The sequence below is a fragment of the Allobosea sp. 05T433 genome (genome assembly GCF_056396065.1).
This window is the reverse complement of sequence record NZ_JBFTKS010000032.1, coordinates 1-22,231: the sequence shown is the minus strand read 5'-3', so window position 1 is coordinate 22,231 and position 22,231 is coordinate 1. Positions and strand designations below refer to the sequence as shown.

Sequence of the window (22,231 nt, the reverse complement as noted above, 5' to 3'; positions counted from 1 at the left end):
TCATTTTTCGATTACGTTGATCCTGATCAATTAGCGAGGGGCTTCCGTGGGATACTTAAATCTAGACGATGATGACTGATGCTCAGAGGACATCATGAAAGCAACTGTAGCGGTCGCGGAGTCCGGCGAGCGCGGCGTTCCAAGCCTTTGGGTAGGGGAGAAGACGATGCTCCGGGAGAAGACTTTCAAGGTCTTACGGGAGGCCATTTTATCGGGGCATCTCAAGCCGGGCGTTCGTCTCGTCGAGCGCGACCTATGCCAGATGACGGGCGTCAGTCGAAGCAGCATTCGAGAGGCCCTGCGCTACCTGGAGTCGGAGGGGCTAGTTGAGAGCCGAGGCATCAAAGGCGTTTGCGTAAGCGTGCTCACAATCGAGGATGCGGCAGAGATTTACGAGGTGCAGCGAGGCTTAGAGTCCGAGGCGGCTAGCCATTTTTGTGAGCGCGCATCCGACGCAGAAATGGAAACGATTGTCGAGGCTTACAATGCGGTTCGGCGCGCGGCGCGGCGCGACCCGCAAGGCGATCGAGAGGCCATAGATAAATTTTTCGAGCATCTCTTCGCAGGTGCAAAGAACTCGACCGCTGCGAGCTTGATGCTTTCCCTACGCGCTCGCATCAGGTCCCTGCGACAGACATACGCTTCAGCAGCGGAACGAAAACAGAGCTCGGTTGAGCAGATGGGCAAGATCGTCAACGCACTAATTCGCCGAGACGGCGAACTTGCCGCGATCGAGTGCCGGCATTTTGTCGCCGGTTCCCCTCAGTTTCCTTCGGACGCTCACACGCGAGACGCAGGCTTGGGAATATAACTCACTGCAAAATAGTCTGCTCGGAGGCCTCTGAGCTTGAGCCAGAACGCCATTGCGGTGGTAACGCACGTCGGCCACATTAGAGGGGATGTTGGCTATGGGCTCGGAAGCCCGGGCGCCCCTAGCGGATCAGAACTTGCGAAGCAGGTCTGGCGACGGAGGTGAGCCAAACTCCACGGGAAGTTCGTAGCCTCTTTGCAGTTGCCACCCGATTATTGAGTATGGCGACGAGAGCAGCCGAGAGCGAGTTGTTTCAACTGTTAGTGTACCGAATACACGCAAGCTGACGGCCAGGTGCAACTTCCCGTAAAGGCGGAACTTCCCTGGCACACTCAGCCGTCGCATGCATGCAACGCGAGCGAAAAACGCAGCCCGACGGCGGATTCCGCGGATTTGGGGCATCGCCCTTGAGGACTATCCGCCCATTTGGGCCAGCCATGCCGGGAACCGCTGACAACAGAGCCTGAGTGTAAGGGTGAAGCGGAGAGTCGCAAAGCTGCTTGGCAGGACCAATCTCCATGATCCGACCAAGATACACCACCGCTATCCTGTCCGAGAGATATCGCATCACCGCGAGGTCATGCGAAATGAACAGCATCGAAAGGCCACGGCTGTGGCGCAGGTCTTCCAGGAGCCCAATGATCTGGGCCTGGATTGAGACATCGAGGGCCGAGACGGGTTCATCGGCAACGATGAACCGAGGCTCTAGCGCCAGAGCGCGAGCGATAACCACACGCTGCCTTTGGCCTCCCGATAGCTCCTGCGGCTTGCGGCTGGAGAAATCGGACGGAAGTGCCACGTCTTGAAGCAGCCGTTCGACTCGATCAGCCAACTCGGCTCCTTTGGCGACGCCCTGAACAAAGAGCGGCTCTCCAATGACTTCAGCGATCGTCATCGTTGGATTGATTGCAGCGAACGGGTCTTGGAAAACGATCTGGGCTGAACGCCGAAAAGCTCTTAACTGTGTCCGATCGAACGACAGAACATCCTGTCCGTCGAAGACGACCTCGCCACCCGTTGGCTCAACAAGGCGCAGAACTGAACGACCAATGGTTGTTTTGCCGGAGCCTGACTCACCGGCGAGGCCTAGGACCTCGCTTGCCCCGATATCGAATGAAACGTCCTGGACCGCCTGAACGCGGCCAACCACGCGCGAGAAGATGCCTTTGCGCACATCGTAGTGCTTTTGCAGATTGCGGACCTCAAGCATCACAATACCGGCTCACTCTTCTCGCTAACGAGTTCGCGCCATCTCAAACACCTGACCTTGCGGCCATCAGGCCCTGCTTCGAGTTCAGGCTCTTGAACATCGCACAACCCAACGACAGCGTGTTCGCACCTTGGGCGAAAGCTGCAGCCGCTAGGCAGCGCAGCCAAATTTGGAACGGCGCCACCAATCGCCTTGATCTTCTGGTTGTCGCCTCGGAAATGGGGGCGCGAACGGAGCAGGGCGCGGGTGTACGGCATCCGAGGATCGGCAAAGACCTCGGCCACGCGGCCTTCCTCAACGATCTGTCCCGCGTACATTACGAGAATGCGGGAGGCGACCTCGGCGACGAGACCGAGATCGTGTGTGATGAACAGAACCGCCATCCCGTTCTGGCGTTGGAGTGACTTCAGCAACTCGACAATCTGCGCTTGAATCGTGACGTCGAGGGCCGTGGTCGGCTCGTCAGCAATCAACAGGGCGGGGTTACAACTCAGCGCCATAGCAACCATCACCCGCTGGCGCATTCCACCGGAAAGCTGATGAGGATAGTAGGTCAGGCAAGCGGCTGGGCTCGGCACACCCAGAAGTTCAAGCAGACGCAGTGCCTCCTTCCAGGCTTCGGCCTTGGAGAATTTGCGATGTATCCTCAGCGCTTCCGAAATCTGATCGCCGATGCGGTAAACCGGGTTGAGCGATGACATCGGCTCCTGGAAGATCATCGCAACGTCGTTTCCGCGCATCGACCGCATTGCGCGGTCGCTGGCAGTCACGACCTCAAGGGCGGTGCCGTCTTTTCTTCGAACGCGAATCTCCCCGCTGATTTGCGTCCGTTTCGGGTCGAGCAAACCGAGCATCGCCAGTCCGGCTGTCGATTTGCCAGAGCCCGACTCGCCAACGAGAGCGACGACCTCACCCTCATCAATTGAGAAGGCAATCTTTCGGGCAGCCGAAACGGTTCGCTTGCCAATGTTGAAAGCGATGTCGAGGCGATCCACCGCGACGAGAGCTGAACTCGCTGTCTCCACCGTCATTCGATGCTGGTTCCGATGAGATAAAAGCCGAAGACGGTTGCTGCGACGGCCATGCTCGGCGCCAAGCTCATGAGAGGATTGAGGGCCAAATAGTCGAAGCCCGTCCGCACCATTGCGCCCCAATCAGGAGTTGGTGGAGGCAACCCCAAGCCAAGGAAGCTTAGGCTCGCCGACGTGAATATCGAATAGGCGACGGTCAAAGCGAATTGAGCGGCGACCAACCGGGTCACGTTTGGCCAGATATGGGTGTAGATAATCCAGCCCGACCCTGCACCGACGGCAACCGAAGCTTCTACGAAAACGGCTTCGCGAAGAGCGATGGCTTGTCCACGAACCAAACGCGCAACGCGGGGCCAGCTGACAAGTCCGAGAACTAGAATGAGATTTAAAAGCGTGGGACCGAGCACTGCGGTGATCAAAAGCGCGAGAACCAGGCTCGGCAAAGCAATAAAGAGGTCGATAAATTGCCGAATGACGGCATCGACTCGCCCGCCTTCGAAACCTGCAATCAATCCTACGGGCACGCCAATGACGATGGCGGTTGTAGCGGCGCCTATGCCTATCAGTAGCGAGGAACGGCCTCCGTACAGCAATCGCGAGAGCGTATCCCGGCCGATATCGTCAGTCCCCAGGATATAGGATGCATCMGGCGCGGCGAGGAACATCACACCCGTGGCTGTTGGGTCATGCGGCGCGATCAGAGGAGCGAGGATGACGATGCAGGCGATCACGAGAATGATCGAAGCGCCCACAATCCCCTGGATACTGAGACCAAACCGCATTCGTTTAATTTCCTGCCGCAAGTGCCACTTGGCTCGCTTCGATCCAACTTTAGCGCCAACCGATCTTCGCGTGGCGCGATGATCTTAGGCCGCTAGTGCATGACGAAGGGATCGGCCACGGGCTCGCCTGTGGCATTGATCATGATTGCTTTGGTCTCGGTATAATCCAGCAAGGCATCGGGCCCGCCTTCGCGACCGTATCCGCTGTTGCGGAAACCGCCGAAAGGCACGTTTCCAGCCGTGGCTCTGTACGTGTTCACCCAGATTCGTCCAGCTTGGATCTGTCGACAGACACGAAGGGCCTTGGGCAGATCTCGCGTGAAGACTCCGCCGGCGAACGCAAAGTCGCTATCATCGGCGAGATCGATGGCCTGCTGCTCATCGTTGAATTTGAGAACACTCAGGACGGGCCCAAACAGCTCTTGGCGCACTACGGGAAACGACTGGTCCGCGCATTCGACAACCGTGGGCTCAAAATAGAAACCGCCGCCAAATCCCTCTGGTCGCTTGCCGCCCGCCAGCAGGCGTGCACCGGCCGAAAGGGATGCTGACAGCAGCCGCTCGATGCGGTCGCGCTGCCGTTGCGTTGCCAGCGGACCCATATCCGTCTTGGCGTCGAGGGGATCGCCTACGGTGATCGATTTGATCCTCGCCTTCAGGCGATCGAGAACCTCATCGTAGACGCCGCTTTGGCAAATGAGGCGAGAACCTGCAGCGCAGCTTTGTCCGCTCGCTCCAAAAATCCCGGCAATCTGGCCGTTCACCACACTGTCCAGATCGGCGTCGTTGAAGACGATGACGGGCGATTTCCCGCCGAGTTCCAACGTCACGCGTGCCAGATTCTCGGCACTGTTGGGAATGATGCGTCGAGCTGTCTCGACGCCTCCCGTGAATGCGATACGCCGGACAAGCGGATGTCGCGTTAGAGGGATCGCGCAATTCGCTGCCTGGCCACTAACAACGTTGAAGACACCCGGCGGGAAGCCGACTTCAGCTGCGATCTTGGCGAATGCGAGGAGGGGAGCCGAGGCATCCTCCGAAGCCTTGACCACGATCGTGTTTCCCGTCGCGAGTGCTGGGCCGATCTTATAGGCGGCCAGCTGCAACTGAGAGTTCCAGGGAATGATCGCGGCGACGACCCCGATCGGCTCATGAAGGATAAGATTCAGGAGCTTGTCCCCCGGAGAAGGAGCAACCGAACCTTCCAAGGTCTCCGCGAGGCTGGCGAAGTAGCGATAAATCTTCGCCGTATTCTCTGCCTGCCAGACAGTCTCCCGTAGCAATTTGCCGGTATCCGTCGTCTCGACCCGGCCAATTTCCGCCCCTTCCTTCGCAAGCCGATCGGCAAGATTGCGGAGGAGGTCGGCGCGCTGTCCAGCGTTCATCTTCGGCCAAGGGCCATTTTTGAAGGCTTCATGCGCCGCCTTCACCGCCCGGTCGACATCCCGTTCGCTCGCGTCGGGGACTGACGTCCATGCGGCTCCTGTCGCCGGATTGATCGACTCGAAGCGCCGATCACCTTCTGCGTTCGTAAAATCGCCCGCGATGAACAGTCGATAACCGCTCATATTTAGCCTCCCGGTCAGCGACCATTCAGGGTATTGTCTTATGGTATACCAATCAGCCTAGTGTGCAAGCTGTCAATGGCCGCCGCCCTTGGTGGGCCTCGGCAGGTAGGCACTTTCAATCTCTTTCAGATCATCCGCGCTTAGCTTGAGATCCACTGCCTGAACAGCTTCGTCGAGTTGCGCGACTGTTTCAGCGCCAACCAAGGGCGACGTCACACCCGGTTGGTGCAGCGTCCAGGCGAGAGAAACCCTCGCCGGCGAAACCCCATGGCGGTTTGCCACGTTTGCAACTGCATCGAAGACGGCGAAATCGGCATCGCGGAAGTAGTATTTCTGGGTGTAGTCGTCGCTGCGATCGCGGGCTGTAAACGCACCCTCATTCCGCTTGTCAGCGCAGAGAAATCCTCTCGCCATGGGGCTGAAAGGTATCACAGCGAGCCCTTGATCGCGGCAATATGGAAGAAGCTCTCGTTCAGCTTCCCGGTGGCACGGGTTGTATTCGCATTGCAGTGAGCGAAAGGCGTATTTGCTCTCGTACTCTGCGATCGAGACGCTTCGAGCGAGTGTCCATGCCGGTATCTGGGCGGTTCCCACATAGAGAGCTTTGCCCGCCCGAACTATCGCATCGAAAACGTCGATGAGCTCCTCGAGGTCGGTGGCCGGATCCCAGATATGCGTCTGAAAAACGTCGACATAGTCGGTTTTCAGCCTCTTCAATGAGGCGTCAATGGCATTAAACAGATGTTTCCGCGAGAAGCCCTTGCCATTGACGTGTTTGGCCATGGGGTTTCCGGCCTTTGTCGCGATAACAACCTCGTCTCTGCGGACACGGTCCCAGAGGACGTTGCCCAAGATCGTTTCGCTCGCCCCGTTCGAGTAGAAGTCGCAGGTATCAATGAGGTTGATGCCTGCTTCAAGCGCGCGCGTAATCACTGGCCGCGCTGCCTCTTCATCGACCACCCAGGCGCGCCAGCTGGCATCGCCGAAGCCCATCGCGCCCAGGCCAATCCGCGAAACCATCAGGTTGGTTCGTCCGAAACGCACAAATTTCATTGGTCCTCACCAGCCTTGCGTGCTGTCTTAAAATAGGTATACCATCAGACAAAAGGAGATGGCTAGTGCCTGAGCAAGACAGTTTTTTTCGGAGCCGGGATGGCGTTCGTATCTATTTCCGGTGTGAAGGAGAGGGGACGCCGGTCGTCCTTGTTCACGGTGTCGGCGCCAATCTGCAGAGTTGGGACGAGATCGCTCAACGCCTTGCGAAGCGGCATAAGGTTCTCCGCGCTGATTTGCGTGGTCACGGTCGATCGGATCGGATGACCGAATGTACGATCGACGATTTTGTGAACGATGTTCTGGCATTAGCTGATGCCAACAATGTAGATAGCTTTGCCCTGGTTGGTTTCTCCTTAGGAGGGCTGATTGCTCAGCGCTTCGCGATTCTCGCGCCGGGGCGTCTGACCAAGCTTGTGCTGATCAGTACGGTCGCGCAGCGCACACCTGAAGAAAGAAAGCGTGTTGTGGAGCGAGCGGCTCTGCTAGAGCGCGACGGAATTCAAGCCGTGACGGGTGCGGCATCCGAACGGTGGTTTACCCCTGAGTTCAAGGCGAAACATCCCGAGCGCGTCAAGCAGCGGCTGGAAGAACTCGCGGGCAATGATCCCGCGTCCTACTTGGCAGCCTATCGCGTATTTGGCCTGGCAGATGAAGGGCTTGATCTGACAGAGGTCGGGACGCCGACTTTCGTGATGACCGGAGAGGACGATCCAGGTTCCAACCCTCGTATGGCCAAGGCTATTCATCACGCAATTGCTGGATCGCAGCTCGAAATCTTTCCCGGGCTGCGACACAGCGTTCTCATGGAGGCGCCCGACTTGATATCCGACCGATTGGAGCGATTCCTAGGCAGCTAATGCTCAGCCATAGACTCCAGATTTCTTCCACAAACTTAAACGATGGCGAGGACCATTATATGATAGATCTTGTGCGGAAGTACGTTGTCACGACTGAAGACGTTCTGATCGAAGGTGGGAAAGCGGTTCCACGACCTTATCGGACGGCTGTGGCTGCTGCAGTCCTTAAAAACCCTTGGCACGGACGGTTCGTCGAAGATCTTCAGCCCGACATCCTGGCCATTGCCCCGGATTTGGGGGCTGCCTTGGTACCGCGGCTGATGGAGGCCATTGGCGGTCCGGAGGTCGTCGAGGCCTATGGAAAGGCCGCCCTCGTGGGCGTCGGCGGTGAGGTCGAGCACGCATCGGCCCTCATTCATACGCTTCGGTTCGGCAATGCGCTGCGACAGGCAGTAAATGGCTCATCCTATCTTAGCTTCACGAATAAGCGCGCGGGGCCGGGAGCTAGCCTCGATCTGCCTCTGACCCATATTAGCGCCACTGGTACGCGTTCTCATTTTCTTACGGCGTCGATTATCATCCAGGATGCGCCGGCAGCCGATGAAATTGTCGTTGCGATTGGTGCTGCCGTGAGTGGCCGCCCCCATGCACGTATCGGCGATCGCTACGAAGACATGAAGGCAATGGGCGTCGATCAAACGGGTGCCAAAGTCGCCTGACCCACTCGGATCTGGCTGGTCCGCATGGAATCCGGCCGGGGCTACTAGCCCCGGTCGCGATTGCGAGGGCACAGGACGAAACCATTCTGAAAAGGTGGTCCCGGACAGATAGGGGTCAGAATGTGCAGGGCGGTGACAAAACCATCCAATGAAGCGCCCTCGCTTGTGGTGGCGCGGGCGGCGTAAAAGCCAACCAGTTGGATAGGCTGATCCCTTTTGGGGTTGGCGGGGATGTTCGCGGTGGAGGTCTACGCGGCGGTTCGTGATTTTGTTTTCAATCAGGGGAAGAGCCGCCGTGAGGCGGCGCGTGTTTTTGGTCTGAGCCGCGAGACGATCGCGAAGATGTGCCGGTTCTCGCTGCCGCCGGGGTACACGCGCACGAAGCCGGCGGAGAAGCCGAAGCTTGGTCCGCTGTTGCCTGTGATCGATGCGATCCTGGACGCGGACCGGAGTGCGCCGGTGAAGCAGCGTCATACGGCCAAGCGGATCTTCGAGCGCCTGCGCGACGAGCATGGCTTTGCCGGCGGCTACACGGTGGTGAAGGACTACGTGCGGATCGGCCGGGCCCGTGGGCGCGAGACCTTCGTGCCGTTGGCGCATCCACCGGGTCACGCCCAGGTGGATTTTGGCGAAGCGATCGGGGTGATCGGCGGGGTTCGCCAGAAGATCCATTTCTTCTGCATGGACCTGCCGCAGTCGGACGCCTGCTTCGTGAAGGCCTATCCGCGGGAGACGACGGAAGCGTTCCTGGACGGGCATGTCTCGGCCTTCGGCTTCTTCGACGGGGTGCCGCTGTCGATCCTGTACGACAACACGCGCATCGCGGTGGCGAAGATCTGCGGCGACGGCCGGCGCGAGCGCACGCGTGCCTTCACCGAGTTGGTGAGCCATTACCTGTTCCGGGATCGCTTCGGCCGCCCGGGCAAGGGCAACGACAAGGGTAAGGTCGAGGGCCTGGTGAAGTTCGCCCGCTCGAACTTCATGACACCGATCCCGGTGGCAGCCAGCTTCGAGGCGTTGAACGCCGGCCTGGCGGAACGCTGCCGTGCCCGGCAGGGCGAGCGGGCCGGACGGCATGCCGGGACGATCGGGAACCGGCTCATCGCCGATCTGGCGGCGTTGCGTCCCTTGCCGGCCGTGCCGCTGGAACCGTGCGAGAAGCGCAGCGCGCGGGTCTCGTCGACCTCACTCGTTCGCTACCGTTCCAACGACTACTCCGTGCCGACCCGCTACGGCTTCCAGGACGTCGTGGTGAAGGGCTTCGTCGACGCGGTCGTGATCCTGTGCGGCGGAGCCGAGATTGCCCGTCACCCGCGCTGCTATGGCGAAGGCGCCTTCGTCTCCAACCCGTTGCATTATCTCGCGCTGATCGAGACCAAGCCCAATGCGCTCGACCAGGCGGCGGCGTTGCAGGGATGGGATCTGCCCGAGGTCTTCCAGCACCTGCGCCATCTGCTGGAAGCTCGCATGGGCAATCGCGGCAAGCGCGAGTTCATCCAGGTCCTGCGGCTGCTGGAGGCGATGTCGCTCGAGGTCGTGACCTTCGCGGTGACCGAGGCGATCCGGCTCGGCGCCATCGGCTTCGACGCGGTCAAGCTGATCGCGCTGGCTCAGATCGAGCGCAGGCCGGCCCGTCTCGATCTGTCTGCCTATCCTCACCTGCCCAGGACGATGGTCAGGACGACCTCGGCCGCCGACTATGCCGTGCTCCTGCCGGAGGAAGCGGCATGACCGGCAACACCAGCCACGCGATGCCGACGGGAACGACCAGCGGCACGCCGCAAGTCCTGCTGGCCCATCACCTCAAGCAGCTGAAGCTACCGACAGTGCTGCGCGAGTACGACAAGGTCGCCCGTGAATGCGCGCGTGATGGCGTCGATCATGCCCGCTATCTGCTGCGCCTGATCGAGCTCGAACTGATCGACCGCGAACGCCGCACGGTCGAGCGCCGGATCCGGGCGGCGCGGTTCCCGGCCGTGAAGAGCTTCGACACTTTCGACTTCACCGCCATCCCCGGCCTCAACAAAATGCTCGTCCTGGAACTGGCACGCTGTGGCTATCTCCTGCGCCGCGAGAACATCATCGCGCTCGGCAATAGCGGCACCGGCAAGACCCATGTCGCGCTGGCACTTGGCCTGGCGGCTTGCCAGAAGGGCTTCTCCGTCAGCTTCACAACCGCGGCTTCTCTGGTCAATCAACTCCTGGAAGCCCGCGACGAGAAGCGCCTGCTCAAGCTGCAGCGCGAGTTGCAGGCGGTGAAGCTGCTCATCGTCGACGAACTTGGCTACGTGCCGCTCTCGCCGACCGGCGCCGAGCTCTTGTTCGAGACCTTCTCGCAGCGCTACGAGCGCGGCTCGACCATCGTCACCTCGAACCTGCCCTTCGAGGACTGGACCTCGGTTCTGGGATCGGAGCGTCTCACCGGCGCGCTGCTCGACCGGCTCACCCACCACGTCAGCATCCTGGCCATGAACGGCGACAGCTATCGGCTGAAACAATCCGCCGGCCGCCGGCGCGCCAACGCCGCGGCGGAGCAAAACCAGGCCACGGCCGAACACGTCGATCCCGACACCGGCGAGATCATGGAGAGCTGATCAGAAACGAAAGCGACGATAAGCCAAGGGCCCCGATCGGGGCCCTTGGCTTATCGTCTCACATCGCCAGCGCTGGCCTGGTTTTGCTCCGCCCAAGTGGCCTGGAATCCGGCCGCCGTTGACAGGTTATTACCACTTTCGCAGGAATGGTAATAACAACCGGTTCGACAGAAGCCCTGCCACCAAAAGTTTGCAGCTGCAAACTTTTGGTGCGAACGCCGCCGGCATAGAGCGACCGCAGTCGATGCGCACAGGCTGGGGGCGCCGCTCATTGTTTGCAGCTGCAAACTTCTTGGCGAGCTCGGGCTGACTTCCTCGGCGAGGTAAACCCCATAAATGACAAAGGGCCCGGAAATGATTGCGATCTCTCAGGAGATTCAGGAGGCATTGACTTCGAATTGGCATCGGAGCCGCCAGGACAAGAGTTTTGATCCGACGCCGGTGTTGAAGCTATTCCTGCCATGGGCGCCGGTTACGTGGCTCGTCTCTGAAATGAACCCGCGCGATCGAGACAGCCTATTTGGGCTCGCAATTTTTTCGGATGAGGCGGAGCTCGGCGACTTCAGTCTGGCCGAGATTGCTGCGCTGGAAGGTCCAGCAGATCTCCGCGTCGAGATCGATCAGCACTGGCGGGCTCAGAAGACGCTAAACCAGTACTTGGCCGAGCACTCAGCCTAGCTGCCGGCGATTTGCAGCTTCAAACTAGTCCTGGCCGGTCGGAGGGCGGTGGCCCGACCGATCGCACCGCGCTTGCTTAACGTACGTAATTGAGTACAATAGCGAGATGCGAACAACGTCCTACACCGACCTGCGAAAGAACCTAGCCACCATGCTCGACAGGGTGACGGAGGATCATGCGCCAATGCTCATCACCAGGGACAAGGGAAAACCTGCGGCGGTGCTGATGTCGCTCGAAGATTACGCCTCTTATGAGGAAACGCGCTATCTCCTCCGGAATCCGCGCAATGCCGACCGGTTGCTCAAGGCCGTAAAGGAGCTCGATGAAGGCAAGGGAACCGAGCGCGTCCTTGCCGAATGAAGCTCGTTTTCCACGAACAGGCCTGGGAGGATTACCTGCATTGGCAGGCGACCGATCCCAAGCTCCTGGTCCGGCTCAACGGGCTCATCAAAGAATGCATGCGCACGCCATTTAATGGCACCGGCAAGCCGGAGCCGTTGCGCGGTCCGCTGTCGGGCTGGTGGTCGCGACGGATCACACAGGAGCACCGCTTGGTCTATCGGCCGAGTGAGGGCGGTCTAATGATCGCGCAGTGCCGATATCACTACTGATGGCGCGTCCGCGAGGGCAGGTAGACGGGCCCGTGATACCTAAGAATGTATAAAGTGGAACGATACGCGCCTGAGAGTTAGGGGTCATCTGGCAGTGATCGACAAGAAGTCCATCCACCGGCTGTCTAAGCAGTTTGGCGCGCCTCAGAGCGAATTGGTCAAACTGATCGACGATATTACTAAAATAGTTGTTGAAATGCGGGGCTCCAAAAAAGAAGCCATAAACTGGTTCAAGAACCAACCTATTCCGGGGTACTCAGGGAAAACAGCGTACGATCTCGTTTGCGGGGGTGAAGAAAATCTCGTTCTAGAATATTTAGAGGCGGTGCGTGCAGGGGTATATGCATAAACCTGCTGATGGAGTGAGTTACCCTTACAGAGATCATTCAATCATCGCGGCCTCCGTCAAAAGATTGGGCGATTTCAGACGATCGTAGTGCCTCTTTTACGCCGACTGTCGCGGCGCGTTGTAAAAACTCGGCCCGTTCAAGACCCTCAAATTTGGCAGACCGATCAATGCGAGTGAGATCCTCTGCGGAGAATCGTAGCTCGATTGTCACGGGTATGCGTTCGGTGGCGGGATCTTCCAAGCAATCACCATGAGAGAAGAGCGCAGTGAGAATCTGGATTCTATCCGATTTGCATCTTGAAGGGTTCCCATTTCCTTCGGCATTCGCTCCTCCCCGTCCGGCGTTCGATGTCCTGGTGTCGGCCGGCGATATTTGGCAGGGGAATATCCCGGCCGGATTCCAATTCCTGCGCCACCTGGCCGGAGACAGGCCCGTCATTGCAACGCTCGGCAATCACGAGCATTGGCGAGGCGAACCGAGTGCGACGATCGCCGCCGCTCGGCGCGCTGCCGAAGCCAATGACATCTCACTGCTCGAGGGCGACGCAACCAACCTCCAGGGCGTGCAGTTTCTCGGCGCTACGCTCTGGTCCGATTACAGTCTGGCAGGAGCCATCGATGCTACAATGCCGACTGGTGAGGACATTCGGTTTCGCGACGGAACGGGGGAGCGTCCCTTTCGCGTTCAGGATGCTCAGCAGCTGCATCACTCAAGTCGCGAGTGCTTGCGACATCTCATAGACCAGGAGACCTCTTTCCCTCGCGTGGTTGTAACTCATCACGCTCCGCACCCTGCCTGCGTAGCGCCGGCCGACACCGGAAAATGGATCGCCGGAAACTGTGCGTCTGACCTATCCGAGCTGACGGATTCTGGCTGCGCCGAGATGTGGGTGCACGGCCATGTTCATCACAGCATCGACATGCGCCGGCCAGGCGGAACACGGATCCTCTGCAATCCAGCCGGAGCCTTGTTCTCCAATTCGGCGTTTGACGAGAGCCTGGTGGTCGAGGTCGCCAACTAAGCCGGGTCGGTTCGAACTTTGACGTCCGCAAATCAGCTATTCTGTCTCCTCTGAGTGGCAAGCTGGGAGCACATTGATGGAAAGGTCACCTGAGGAACGAGCTCGCGTAAGCGCGCCGGCACTCCGCACGTTCTTGAACATCGCGGACCGCTGGGAATTGTCCTCGGCCGACCGGCTCGCGATTCTGCAGTGCGACGCGGCTCAGTTTCACGACTGGTCGACCATCGCGCGCACACACGGATCACTCGTCCTTGAAACTGCTGTCCTGATGCGGATCTCTGCGCTTCTGGGTCTCTATGCGGATCTGCAGCATCTTTTCGCATCACCGGATCAACAAAGGGATTGGCTGTTTGATGACCATAAGACGGCGCCATTCAACGGGCGGACAGCCCTGGATCTTCTAAGCGGCACACTCGACGACCAGCTTGCTGTGCGGAGCTACGTCGCAGCGATTAGATGGGGTGCGGGGATCGCGCCAAACGCGGTCGACGAGAACTTCACGCCATACACAGAGGCAAATCTGATCTGGCAGGACGCTACGCCGCAGATCCAGGCTGTCTGCTTCGATGGGTTCGGGACACTTGTGGAAATTGAAGACAAGCGCTGGCCGTTCAGAGCACTCATCGGCAGTGCCACTTCATCGAAGGCGGCAACCCAAGCGCTGACAACTCCGATGAGCCTGCGCGATCTTGCCCAGGATCTTGCGACGATCACAGACGATGCGCGGCTTGCCGAGTTGGAGGCTGACTTGTTGGCGGAAACCGCCTCGACACGGCTACGACCGGGAATCGATGCCATTTGGAACACCTTGGGGCAGCTCGGATTGAAAATTGGCGTCTGCTCCAATCTCGCTGCACCATACGCGAACGCTTTGCTCGATTGCCTGCCTGGTGCGCCGGATACGGTCGTTCTGTCGTTTGAGGTCGGCCTGATGAAACCTCAAGCCGAGATTTATCGGCTCGTTTGCCAGCGGCTCAATTTGGAGCCGCATCAGGTTCTTTTCGTCGGGGACAGCATCGAGGCAGACGTAATAGGCCCGCGGAAGGCTGGATTGTTCGCAATGCACATTGACGAATTCGAATCCGGACTTGCTCAGGGAACGGCGCCCGGGGCTCCGAAACCTGTCAACGAGCTCCTTGAACGCGCCGCGGTTGCGCCGAGCCATGTTTGAATGCGCGTGCACGTGCGTGCTTTATGACGCGATCTAACGCGTCATAAAGCGTTCGAACGCGTGTAGGCGCTACAGGAAAGCTTTCAGACTGCGTCATAACGCGTTCGAGCGCGTGTGGACGCTACAGGAAAGCTTTCAGACTGCGTCATAAAGCGTTCGAACGCGTGTGGACGCCGCAGGCTGCAGCTTGCTGGGTCCAAGCGCATCGCGTAGCGCTCCTCGGCGTCAGGCGGCTGAAGCGAGGCGCATTCCGCCAACAATGCCAGATAGATGAGGAAGGGCAGGATGCGCCTTTTGGTGATTTCCGATATGCATCTCGAATTCGGTCCGTTCCTGTTCGCCAAACCGATGCCGGAGTTTGATGTCGCGGTCTTCGCCGGCGATGTGCACAAGCCGATCAGTGCTGCGCTCGAGTGGATGGTGGAGCAGCGGGAAGCCGGGCCGCTCCGTGACCGCGAAATCGTCTACGTCGCTGGCAACCACGAGTTCTACAAGAGCGAGATGAAGGGCAGCCTGGCCGCTGGAAGCGACCTCGCTGACAAGGTCGGCATCCATCTACTGCATCGCCGCACCGTTATGATCGGGCAGGTCCGCTTCATCGGCTGTACGCTTTGGACGGACTACCGCCTTCTCGGGACGCCCAAGCCGTCGATGGTCTTTGCCGGGCAGGAGCTGAACGATCACCGCCTTATCCGCTACCGGGAGGAAAGCGGTCACTACAGCCGCTTTATGCCGTGGCATGCAGCGGCTGAGCATCGGCTCGATCTGGCGTTCATCCGTAGCGAGCTAGGGAAGCCGCACGATGGTCCTACGGTAGTGGTCACGCACCACGCGCCACACCCGCAATCGGTTCAACCGAGGCACCAGGGGAGCGAATTGTCGCCGGCCTTCGTATCGGACCTCGGCGCCCTGATCGAGGAATACCAGCCTGAGCTCTGGATCCACGGCCATGATCATGGGTCACATGACTACAAGGTCGGTCGGACGCGCATCCTGGCCAATCAAGCTGGCTACCCCAACCGCAATGGCGATCGCGAGAATCCATGGTTTGATCCCGGCTGCGTCGTCGAGGTTTGATCAATCCAAGAGCTATGGGCGCTCGTGCTGACAGTGCCTGTCGCCGCGACGTGACGATCTGGAGCGCCATCCGGTCGCCGAAGCCGGTCCGGCCSAGCGTGACRTGGAAGAAGAAGCGCAGCGCCGTGCAGGCCTGGTTCATCCGSGMATAGCTCGCRYCSARCGAMGCCAGGTGMAGCTGRTAGCGMCGCAGATCTTCYGGYTCGGCCCGGTCGGGCGAGMCGCCSAGAAAGGCCGTGAACGCGCGGACCTGCCGRACRTAGTCGCGCTGCGTRTGCTCRCCGAACYGGCGGATGGTCATGTCCTCGATCATCCGCTGGCGYAGCGGGYTGACGGTGACGGGATCGGTCATGGAGGCCTCCACGGGATCAGGGGAAACGACCCCGAAATCCTCGGATGCAGCGCCTCACAGGCGAAATCTCCGCGATAACCGCGCCGCAGCGCCCTGCCGCGAGAGCGGCTTAGTCCTGTGGCGCTCAGCGGCGTCGGGCCCTCATGCAGCCGGCGTGGGTCGGAAGCGGACGCCCTACCCATTAAGTGTCTAGCTTGCGAGATGCTCGGCCCTCGCCGACGCTTGATCGTAGGACTGGACGGTGCCGGGTATTATCCCTGGGTGAACGGTCGATTGTGAGCCGCCAAGTCTTGATCTTGGGGCCACCCCTGGGACCGCTCCGAAAGCGGCCCTCGGGCAAAGGGTCCGGTGACTCTACTGGCCCGTTTGACCTTTCGGCGCGCGCGATCATGATCGCTGACCATTTCATCCCGGATTGGCATCGTTGCAGTATGTCTGAGCCTTTCCAAGCGTTCCTGGACCGCTGCGTTTCGATCGATCTCGAAGTGGATCCAGGAACCGCCACGATCTTCGCTCTTGCGGCGGTGCGCGATGATGCTCGTTCACCGATCCTGGCTAAGAAGCGCGATCTGGCGGCAGCCCTCGATCGCTTGGAAGCAGAGTCGGCCGAGGCCGAGCATCTGATCGGCCACAACATCATTCGGCATGATTTGCCTCACATTGCCGCGGTGCGGCCCCGATTGGCGGGGATTGCGCAATCTCCGATCGACACGCTGTGGCTCAATCCGCTCGCATTTCCACGCAATCCCTATCACCATTTGGTCAAGCACTACCATGACGGGCGCCTACAAGCAGGGCACGTCAACGATCCGGAAATGGATGCGCGCCTGGTGTTTCAGGTGCTGCGCAATCAACTGACGGCTTTGACGCAGCAACACGCCGATCAGCCCCATGCTGTGGCAGCCTTTCATTTCCTTACAACAAGGAGCGAGAACTCAGGCGGCTTCGACGCGGTATTCCAGGAGGTGCGGGGGGCGCCTGCGCCCAATCCTCTCGAAGCACGGGAAGCGATTTCCCAGCTACTGGAGGGACGCGCTTGCGAGAGACGGGTGCAACAGACACTGAACTGGCTTTCGAGCCCACAACTCGGATGGCCTATAGCTTATGCTTTGTCCTGGATCCTGGTCGCGGGCGGAGATTCCGTCATGCCACCATGGGTGCGGGCGCAATACCCCAAGTCTGCGCAGATTGTGCGGGATCTGCGTGACGCCGATTGCAAAAGCTCGGTTTGCACCTGGTGCCGTGAAAGGAATGATCCGGTCCGCGCGCTGTCTCGCTGGTTCGGGTTTGAAGCCTTTCGCGCGCAGCCAGTGGACGATATGGGCCGGCCTCTGCAGGAGCGGATCGTCGATGAGGCGATGCGGGGAGCCAGCCTTCTCGGCATTCTGCCAACCGGGACCGGAAAATCGGTCTGTTACCAAATCCCCGCCCTCTCGAAGTTCGACAAGATCGGGGCGCTGACCGTAGTGATCTCGCCGCTGGTCGCGTTGATGGCCGATCAGGTGCAGGGAATGGCACGGGTAGGAATTTCCTCAGCCACCACCGTCAATGGAATGCTGTCTATACCCGAGCGGCAGGAGGCGCTGGACCGTGTGCGCATGGGAGAGGCGGCGATGCTTCTAATCTCTCCCGAGCAATTGCGCAGCAATTCGGTCCGGTCGGTTCTGGCGCAGCGTGAGATCGGGCTCTGGGTGCTGGACGAGGCCCACTGTGTGTCGAAATGGGGGCACGATTTTCGGCCGGACTACCGCTATGTCAGCCGCTTTATCAAAGAGTCCTCGGGCGATAACGCGCCTGCTCCGGTGCTCTGCCTGACTGCCACAGCCAAGCCCGAAGTAGTCCGTGACATCCGCGACCATTTCCAGTCGCGCCTTGAGCGCGAATTGTTACTGCTGGACGGCGGCGCGGTGCGCACCAATCTCAGCTTTGACGTCCGGCCCACGCAGCGCGGCACAAAGCTGGCTGATATCCTCGATGTAATCGAGGCCAAGCTACCACAGGACGGCGCTTCGGGTGCCGTGGTGTATTGCGCTACCCGTGGCGAGACGGAACGCGTCGCCGACTTCCTCAAGCAGCAGGGTCTACTAGCGGAACGATTTCATGCAGGGCTGCCGCCCGAGGAAAAGCGGGACATCCAGGAACGATTTCGCGTAGGCGAATTGCGGATCATCGCGGCAACCAACGCTTTCGGGATGGGGATTGACAAGCCCGACATCCGGCTCGTGGTCCATGGCGACATTCCAGGGTCACTAGAGAACTACTTGCAAGAAGCTGGGCGGGCGGGGCGCGATAGGGCCCATGCCCATTGCGTCTTGCTGTTTGCCACCGAGGATGTCGAGCGGCAGTTCTCGCTTTCAGCCCGCTCGCGATTGGCCCGGCACGAAATCGGAGCCGTTCTCAAAGCCCTGCGACGGTTGAACGACCGGCTGAAGAAAACAGGCACCGTGGTTGCCACTTCGGGCGAGATCGTGCGAGCCGAACGCGATCAGGAGTTCGAGCGAGATAGTGCGACCGACGACACAAGGGTCAAAACCGCGGTGTCCTGGCTAGAAGAAGCCGCGTTGCTGAGCCGCGAAGAAAACCGCGTTCAAGTATTTCCCTCCTCGCTAAGAATTCGCACCCTGGAGGAGGCCGAGGCCATACTTGCCAAGGCTGCTATCACCGGCACCCGTCGCAATCAGCTTCTAGATATCACCCGGCACTTGATGAACGCCCCTGCTGATCAAGGCATTTCCACTGATGAGCTGGCCGGGATCAGCGGATTGACTGGGACCAAACTGAACCAGGCAATGGCCGATCTTGAGGCACTCGGGGTCGCCCGAAACGACGTCGTGGTCACGGTCTTTGCCCATGTCGCCGTCGAGGGCCATTCGCAACAGCGGTTGGCGCAGGCGGCGCAGGTCGAAACAGCGCTGATTGCGCTGATGCGCGAAGCCGCCCCTGATGCCGATGGTGGCGAGGGGGCTCCCCTTCACTTGGCCGAGACCTGCCAAGCGCTACGCAATCAGGGGCACGGTGCAATTCGTCCCGACATCGTGGAAAAATTGCTCCGAAGCATGGGGCGAGACGGCCGCGATCAGGATGGCGGCAAGGGTAGCCTGCGGCTGCGTAAGGTCTCGCGCAACACCTTGATGGTTACGCTGCAACGGACCTGGCAGGCATTGGAACAGACGGCAGGGCTACGACGGCAGGGGGCCGAGCTGTTGCTAGTCCATCTTCTGGGAAAGTTGCCGAAAGGCTCCCGAGGCAAGGATATACAGATCGAAACCACAATGGGCGATCTGCTCGCGGCCCTGACGGGGGACGCCTTTCTTCGCAGCAGCGGTATTCAGGACATGACCAAGCTCATGGACCGCTCGCTTCTGTGGCTTCACGAGCAGGAGGTCGTCACGCTGGGCAAAGGGCTAACAGTCTTCCGGCAAGCTATGACAGTCCACCTCAATCCCACCGGCGGCCAGTTCACCGCGCAGGATTTCGTGCCCTTGGACGAACACTACGCCGAGCAGACCATCCAGACCCATGTGATGGCAGCGTATGCCGAACGAGGTATTACGGCGATAAATCAGGCGATGCGGCTGTCCGAAGACTATTTCGTACTGGAGCGTGACACCTTCCTTAGTCGATGGATGCCGGGAAAAGCCGCCGATATACGACGCCAGACGACCGGAGCGTCGTGGAAGACAATCGTCGATTCGCTGAACAATCAGACACAGCAGAAGATCGTCTCGGATCTTCGTGACGAGACAAGTGTGTTGGTCTTGGCAGGACCGGGATCGGGCAAGACCCGCGTTCTGGTTCACCGCATCGCCTACCTTATTCGTGTCCGCCGCGAAGACCCGCGCGGCATCCTCGTGCTCACCTACAACCGTCACGCCGCTGCCGAGATACGCATCCGACTGCGGCATCTGATCGGCGAGGAGGCGAATGCGGTGACGATATCCACATGCCATGCCCTCGCGATGCGACTGGTGGGAGCCAGCTTTGCTGGAGCCAGCGGCGAGACGACGCACGACTTCGACGGGATAGTCTTGGAAGCGGTGCGACTACTGAACGGGGAAGGCCTCAGCAAGCCTGAGGCGGAAGCGCAACGCGAAACACTGATCCCGGGTCATCGCTGGATTCTCGTGGACGAGTATCAGGACATAGGTCCTGAGGAATACGCGCTGATCTCCGCCGTTGCAGGCCGTTCTCTGGAGGATAAGGACCTTCGGATCAGCTTGTTTGCGGTGGGCGATGACGATCAGAATATCTATGCCTTCGCCGGGGCCTCGATCCGTTTTATCCGCCAGTTCGAGGCCGACTATAGTGCGCGACCGGAGTTCCTGATCGAGAACTACCGCTCAACCAGACATATCATTGCCGCCGCCAACGCGGTCATTGCGCAAGCCGCTGCCCGCATGAAAGCTGGCCACGACATTGACATCGATCGAAAGCGCAAGAAGGCGCCGCACGGCGGAGAGTTGGCGGCGTTGGATCCCGTGGCCCAGGGGCGGGTCCAAGTGCTGGACTGCTCAACCGGAGATGTGGCGCAGGCGATGGCGGCGGTTGATGAACTCGTCCGGCTATCGCGCCTTGACCCAGAGTGGAGTTGGTCCCGTGCGGCGATCATCGCGCGCGACTGGCGGCGGCTAATCCCGGTGCGGGCCTATGCCGAAACGCTTGGCATCCCGGTGGAGATGGCAAACGAGAGCCTGCCCAGCATTTGGCGTCTTCGCGAGATGCAACAGTTCATCGACGCCCTGCGGCGACATTCTACCCGACTGCTTAAGGTTCACGATCTGATCGACATGCTGAACGCAATTCCGTCCAACCGCTGGACGGACCTGATCGCCGAAGGCATTGCTGCATTGGCGATGGAGCTGGCGAGCAAGAGCATGCCCGTGCCGGACCTTATCGAATGGTTCGCGGAATGGGCACGTGATGCCCGCGGTGAGCAACGCGGCCTACTACTTCTAACAGCACATCGCGCTAAGGGATTGGAGTTCGATGATGTCGCCATCTTGAGCGGTGGATGGGACAAGGCTTCACAAGGCGAGGATTCCGACGCGCCGCGCCGCCTGTTCTATGTTGCCATGACCCGAGCGCGACGCAGCCTCGTCATCATGTCCGATGGGCGCCATCCATTCATTCCGCTGGACGCAGCGTATGTGCTGCGCCGGCCTGCGCCAACTGTCACTGATGCTATCACGCTTCCGACAACGGTTTACCAGGTTCCGGACCTCAAGAATGTGGATCTTTCATGGGCGGGACGCCTCAGGTCAGGGCATCGATCGCTTGCCGCAATCTCGGTCGCAAAAGTAGGAGATCCTGTTCAAATCGTGCGCGATGGCCAGTCTTGGATGATCCAAGACAGACGAGGACAAACGCTTGGACGAATGGCCGGGAGTTGGTCGCCTCCCGAAGATCTAAGCCTCTTGCGCGGCGAGGTCGGCGCGATCGTGCGCTGGCGCAAGTCGGACAACCAGGAAGAGTTCCGGGCGCGCCTTCAACAAGAAGTCTGGGAAACGATAGTGCCGGATCTCGCTTTCGGGCCGTCCAGCTCAGGAAGGGTCTCACCCGAGGCAACGCTTCCGACGGCGACCAACTGAGGGCTCAAGAGCGGCGGAGGTCCAGCGCCAAGTCGGCGACGAGCTTGCGCAGCTTCGCGTTCTCGTCCTCGAGTTGCTTCAGCCGGCGCATCTCGGCCGGCGGCAGCCCCTCGTACTTCTACTTCCAATTGAACTGATCCCGGCCCGCCGGCAGATTTCCGCCACCGGAATCCCATCCGCGCCCTGCTTCAGGATGAACGCCTTCTGCGTGTCCGAGAACTTCGAATCCTTCATCGCTTTCCGCTCCTCCCAGCCCAAAGGGGAACGACCCGGAAAATTCTAACCCAAAGCGATCCAGTTTTAAGATCAAGCCCATGTCGTTACAAGCTTTCACCCACGAGCATCGGCCTTGCAAATCATGTGGTAGGTTCGACGTCTTCAAGAGGGATGTACTGCATGCGCCGGATGCTTTGCGGAGGTAGATGCAGGCAAAGACTAGCCCAGGGTGTGTCGCCGCCTGACATCAGCGTGACGTAAAGAAGGGGTGGCGAGGAGCGGCTGATGGTTGGTGCTGGCGCGTTCGCTGGTGTTAACAAAAGAGGGGGAGGCATTGTCACGGGAATGGTACGATCTGAGCCTGCTCCGGTAGGGTAGGGGCATGCAGCCGATTTCCTACGCCCGTCACCAGTTCCCGCCTGAGATCATCCGGTACGCCGTGTGGCTTTTAGCGCCATGGCTCCCAAGCTGGTGGCTACGGGGTTTTTTCCCACGCTTATGTGCAATTAATTTCAGTAGAACCGGATAAACCAACCATGATGAATGCCAGACCTCAGCGGGGCTGCTGAAACGCCGCGAAGGACGGCTCACTGGGATC

Annotated in this window: 18 protein-coding genes and 2 pseudogenes; 13 read left to right on the top strand and 7 right to left on the bottom strand. The window is 59.8% G+C overall.

Going from position 1 to position 22,231, the window contains the following annotated elements; translation table 11 throughout:
• Nucleotides 1–94 precede the first annotated feature (94 nt).
• A complete protein-coding gene (locus AC1DGP_RS29815; protein ID WP_476832883.1) occupies nucleotides 95–811 on the top strand; it encodes a GntR family transcriptional regulator in 717 nt (238 codons plus the stop codon).
• Between the two features lie 253 nt (nucleotides 812–1,064).
• Here AC1DGP_RS29815 and AC1DGP_RS29810 read toward each other — a convergent pair whose 3' ends face one another.
• From AC1DGP_RS29810 to AC1DGP_RS29790, 5 genes are all read right to left on the bottom strand, one after another.
• Complete coding sequence (locus AC1DGP_RS29810) at nucleotides 1,065–2,021, bottom strand: ABC transporter ATP-binding protein (RefSeq protein ID WP_476832882.1); 957 nt, start codon at nucleotides 2,019–2,021, stop codon at nucleotides 1,065–1,067.
• Entirely contained in the window at nucleotides 2,021–3,052 is a 1,032-nt protein-coding gene (locus AC1DGP_RS29805; protein ID WP_476832881.1) for an ABC transporter ATP-binding protein, read from the bottom strand. Before AC1DGP_RS29805 ends, AC1DGP_RS29810 begins: the two co-directional genes overlap by 1 nt.
• Nucleotides 3,049–3,834, bottom strand: a complete 786-nt coding sequence (locus AC1DGP_RS29800; RefSeq protein ID WP_476832880.1) for an ABC transporter permease — start codon at nucleotides 3,832–3,834, stop codon at nucleotides 3,049–3,051. Before AC1DGP_RS29800 ends, AC1DGP_RS29805 begins: the two co-directional genes overlap by 4 nt.
• A gap of 92 nt (nucleotides 3,835–3,926) precedes the next feature.
• Nucleotides 3,927–5,402 carry an aldehyde dehydrogenase gene (locus tag AC1DGP_RS29795; RefSeq protein ID WP_476832879.1) on the bottom strand — a complete coding sequence of 492 codons (1,476 nt, stop codon included), beginning with the start codon at nucleotides 5,400–5,402 and terminating at the stop codon, nucleotides 3,927–3,929.
• Between the two features lie 72 nt (nucleotides 5,403–5,474).
• Nucleotides 5,475–6,455: an aldo/keto reductase gene (locus tag AC1DGP_RS29790; RefSeq protein ID WP_476832878.1), complete on the bottom strand. Its 981-nt coding sequence runs from the start codon at nucleotides 6,453–6,455 to the stop codon at nucleotides 5,475–5,477.
• A gap of 65 nt (nucleotides 6,456–6,520) precedes the next feature.
• Here AC1DGP_RS29790 and AC1DGP_RS29785 point away from each other — a divergent pair, with 65 nt between their 5' ends.
• The 11 genes from AC1DGP_RS29785 (at nucleotide 6,521) to AC1DGP_RS29735 (ending at nucleotide 15,477) form a co-directional block, all read left to right on the top strand.
• Nucleotides 6,521–7,315 carry an alpha/beta fold hydrolase gene (locus tag AC1DGP_RS29785; protein WP_476832877.1) on the top strand — a complete coding sequence of 265 codons (795 nt, stop codon included), beginning with the start codon at nucleotides 6,521–6,523 and terminating at the stop codon, nucleotides 7,313–7,315.
• Nucleotides 7,316–7,374: 59 nt separating this feature from the next.
• On the top strand, nucleotides 7,375–7,974 hold the full coding sequence (locus tag AC1DGP_RS29780; RefSeq protein ID WP_476832876.1) for an amino acid synthesis family protein: 600 nt from the start codon (nucleotides 7,375–7,377) through the stop codon (nucleotides 7,972–7,974).
• Nucleotides 7,975–8,205: 231 nt separating this feature from the next.
• Entirely contained in the window at nucleotides 8,206–9,705 is a 1,500-nt protein-coding gene (gene istA / locus AC1DGP_RS29775; protein ID WP_441508073.1) for an IS21 family transposase, read from the top strand.
• 20 nt (nucleotides 9,706–9,725) lie between these two features.
• Nucleotides 9,726–10,568, top strand: a complete 843-nt coding sequence (istB, locus tag AC1DGP_RS29770; RefSeq protein WP_476768778.1) for an IS21-like element helper ATPase IstB — start codon at nucleotides 9,726–9,728, stop codon at nucleotides 10,566–10,568.
• A gap of 336 nt (nucleotides 10,569–10,904) precedes the next feature.
• A complete protein-coding gene (locus tag AC1DGP_RS29765) occupies nucleotides 10,905–11,246 on the top strand; it encodes a DUF2958 domain-containing protein (protein ID WP_476770976.1) in 342 nt (113 codons plus the stop codon).
• 106 nt (nucleotides 11,247–11,352) lie between these two features.
• Nucleotides 11,353–11,607, top strand: a complete 255-nt coding sequence (locus AC1DGP_RS29760; RefSeq protein ID WP_089173402.1) for a type II toxin-antitoxin system Phd/YefM family antitoxin — start codon at nucleotides 11,353–11,355, stop codon at nucleotides 11,605–11,607.
• Nucleotides 11,604–11,858 carry a Txe/YoeB family addiction module toxin gene (locus AC1DGP_RS29755; protein ID WP_476776442.1) on the top strand — a complete coding sequence of 85 codons (255 nt, stop codon included), beginning with the start codon at nucleotides 11,604–11,606 and terminating at the stop codon, nucleotides 11,856–11,858. The genes AC1DGP_RS29760 and AC1DGP_RS29755 overlap by 4 nt, the downstream gene beginning before the upstream one ends.
• A 94-nt stretch (nucleotides 11,859–11,952) precedes the next feature.
• A complete protein-coding gene (locus AC1DGP_RS29750) occupies nucleotides 11,953–12,207 on the top strand; it encodes a hypothetical protein (protein WP_476832875.1) in 255 nt (84 codons plus the stop codon).
• A gap of 266 nt (nucleotides 12,208–12,473) precedes the next feature.
• Nucleotides 12,474–13,229, top strand: coding sequence for a metallophosphoesterase (locus AC1DGP_RS29745; RefSeq protein WP_476770977.1), 756 nt, complete (start codon nucleotides 12,474–12,476; stop codon nucleotides 13,227–13,229).
• A gap of 76 nt (nucleotides 13,230–13,305) precedes the next feature.
• Nucleotides 13,306–14,400, top strand: coding sequence for an HAD-IA family hydrolase (locus AC1DGP_RS29740; RefSeq protein ID WP_476776440.1), 1,095 nt, complete (start codon nucleotides 13,306–13,308; stop codon nucleotides 14,398–14,400).
• A gap of 285 nt (nucleotides 14,401–14,685) precedes the next feature.
• Nucleotides 14,686–15,477: a metallophosphoesterase gene (locus tag AC1DGP_RS29735; protein WP_476770979.1), complete on the top strand. Its 792-nt coding sequence runs from the start codon at nucleotides 14,686–14,688 to the stop codon at nucleotides 15,475–15,477.
• 100 nt (nucleotides 15,478–15,577) lie between these two features.
• Here AC1DGP_RS29735 and AC1DGP_RS29730 read toward each other — a convergent pair.
• Nucleotides 15,578–15,790, bottom strand: a pseudogene (locus AC1DGP_RS29730) (phage integrase N-terminal SAM-like domain-containing protein); the annotation flags it as partial.
• A gap of 470 nt (nucleotides 15,791–16,260) precedes the next feature.
• Here AC1DGP_RS29730 and AC1DGP_RS29725 point away from each other — a divergent pair.
• Nucleotides 16,261–21,417 (top strand): RecQ family ATP-dependent DNA helicase, encoded by a 5,157-nt coding sequence (locus AC1DGP_RS29725; RefSeq protein ID WP_476832900.1) that lies wholly within the window; start codon nucleotides 16,261–16,263, stop codon nucleotides 21,415–21,417.
• A 19-nt stretch (nucleotides 21,418–21,436) separates the two neighbouring features.
• On the opposite strand, the pseudogene AC1DGP_RS29720 reads toward AC1DGP_RS29725, so the two are convergent.
• Nucleotides 21,437–21,651 (bottom strand): annotated as a pseudogene (locus AC1DGP_RS29720) (transposase); the annotation flags it as partial.
• Between the last annotated feature and the right edge of the window lie 580 nt (nucleotides 21,652–22,231).

What these genes read in the sequence shown, in the direction of transcription:
- AC1DGP_RS29815 (WP_476832883.1), top strand. Translation starts at nt 95, where the DNA reads ATGAAAGCAACTGTAGCGGTCGCGGAGTCCGGCGAGCGCGGCGTTCCA.
- AC1DGP_RS29810 (WP_476832882.1), bottom strand. Translation starts at nt 2,021, where the DNA reads ATGCTTGAGGTCCGCAATCTGCAAAAGCACTACGATGTGCGCAAAGGC.
- AC1DGP_RS29805 (WP_476832881.1), bottom strand. Translation starts at nt 3,052, where the DNA reads ATGACGGTGGAGACAGCGAGTTCAGCTCTCGTCGCGGTGGATCGCCTC.
- AC1DGP_RS29795 (WP_476832879.1), bottom strand. Translation starts at nt 5,402, where the DNA reads ATGAGCGGTTATCGACTGTTCATCGCGGGCGATTTTACGAACGCAGAA.
- AC1DGP_RS29790 (WP_476832878.1), bottom strand. Translation starts at nt 6,455, where the DNA reads ATGAAATTTGTGCGTTTCGGACGAACCAACCTGATGGTTTCGCGGATT.
- AC1DGP_RS29780 (WP_476832876.1), top strand. Translation starts at nt 7,375, where the DNA reads ATGATAGATCTTGTGCGGAAGTACGTTGTCACGACTGAAGACGTTCTG.
- istA (WP_441508073.1), top strand. Translation starts at nt 8,206, where the DNA reads ATGTTCGCGGTGGAGGTCTACGCGGCGGTTCGTGATTTTGTTTTCAAT.
- istB (WP_476768778.1), top strand. Translation starts at nt 9,726, where the DNA reads ATGCCGACGGGAACGACCAGCGGCACGCCGCAAGTCCTGCTGGCCCAT.
- AC1DGP_RS29765 (WP_476770976.1), top strand. Translation starts at nt 10,905, where the DNA reads ATGACAAAGGGCCCGGAAATGATTGCGATCTCTCAGGAGATTCAGGAG.
- AC1DGP_RS29760 (WP_089173402.1), top strand. Translation starts at nt 11,353, where the DNA reads ATGCGAACAACGTCCTACACCGACCTGCGAAAGAACCTAGCCACCATG.
- AC1DGP_RS29755 (WP_476776442.1), top strand. Translation starts at nt 11,604, where the DNA reads ATGAAGCTCGTTTTCCACGAACAGGCCTGGGAGGATTACCTGCATTGG.
- AC1DGP_RS29740 (WP_476776440.1), top strand. Translation starts at nt 13,306, where the DNA reads ATGGAAAGGTCACCTGAGGAACGAGCTCGCGTAAGCGCGCCGGCACTC.
- AC1DGP_RS29735 (WP_476770979.1), top strand. Translation starts at nt 14,686, where the DNA reads ATGCGCCTTTTGGTGATTTCCGATATGCATCTCGAATTCGGTCCGTTC.
- AC1DGP_RS29725 (WP_476832900.1), top strand. Translation starts at nt 16,261, where the DNA reads ATGTCTGAGCCTTTCCAAGCGTTCCTGGACCGCTGCGTTTCGATCGAT.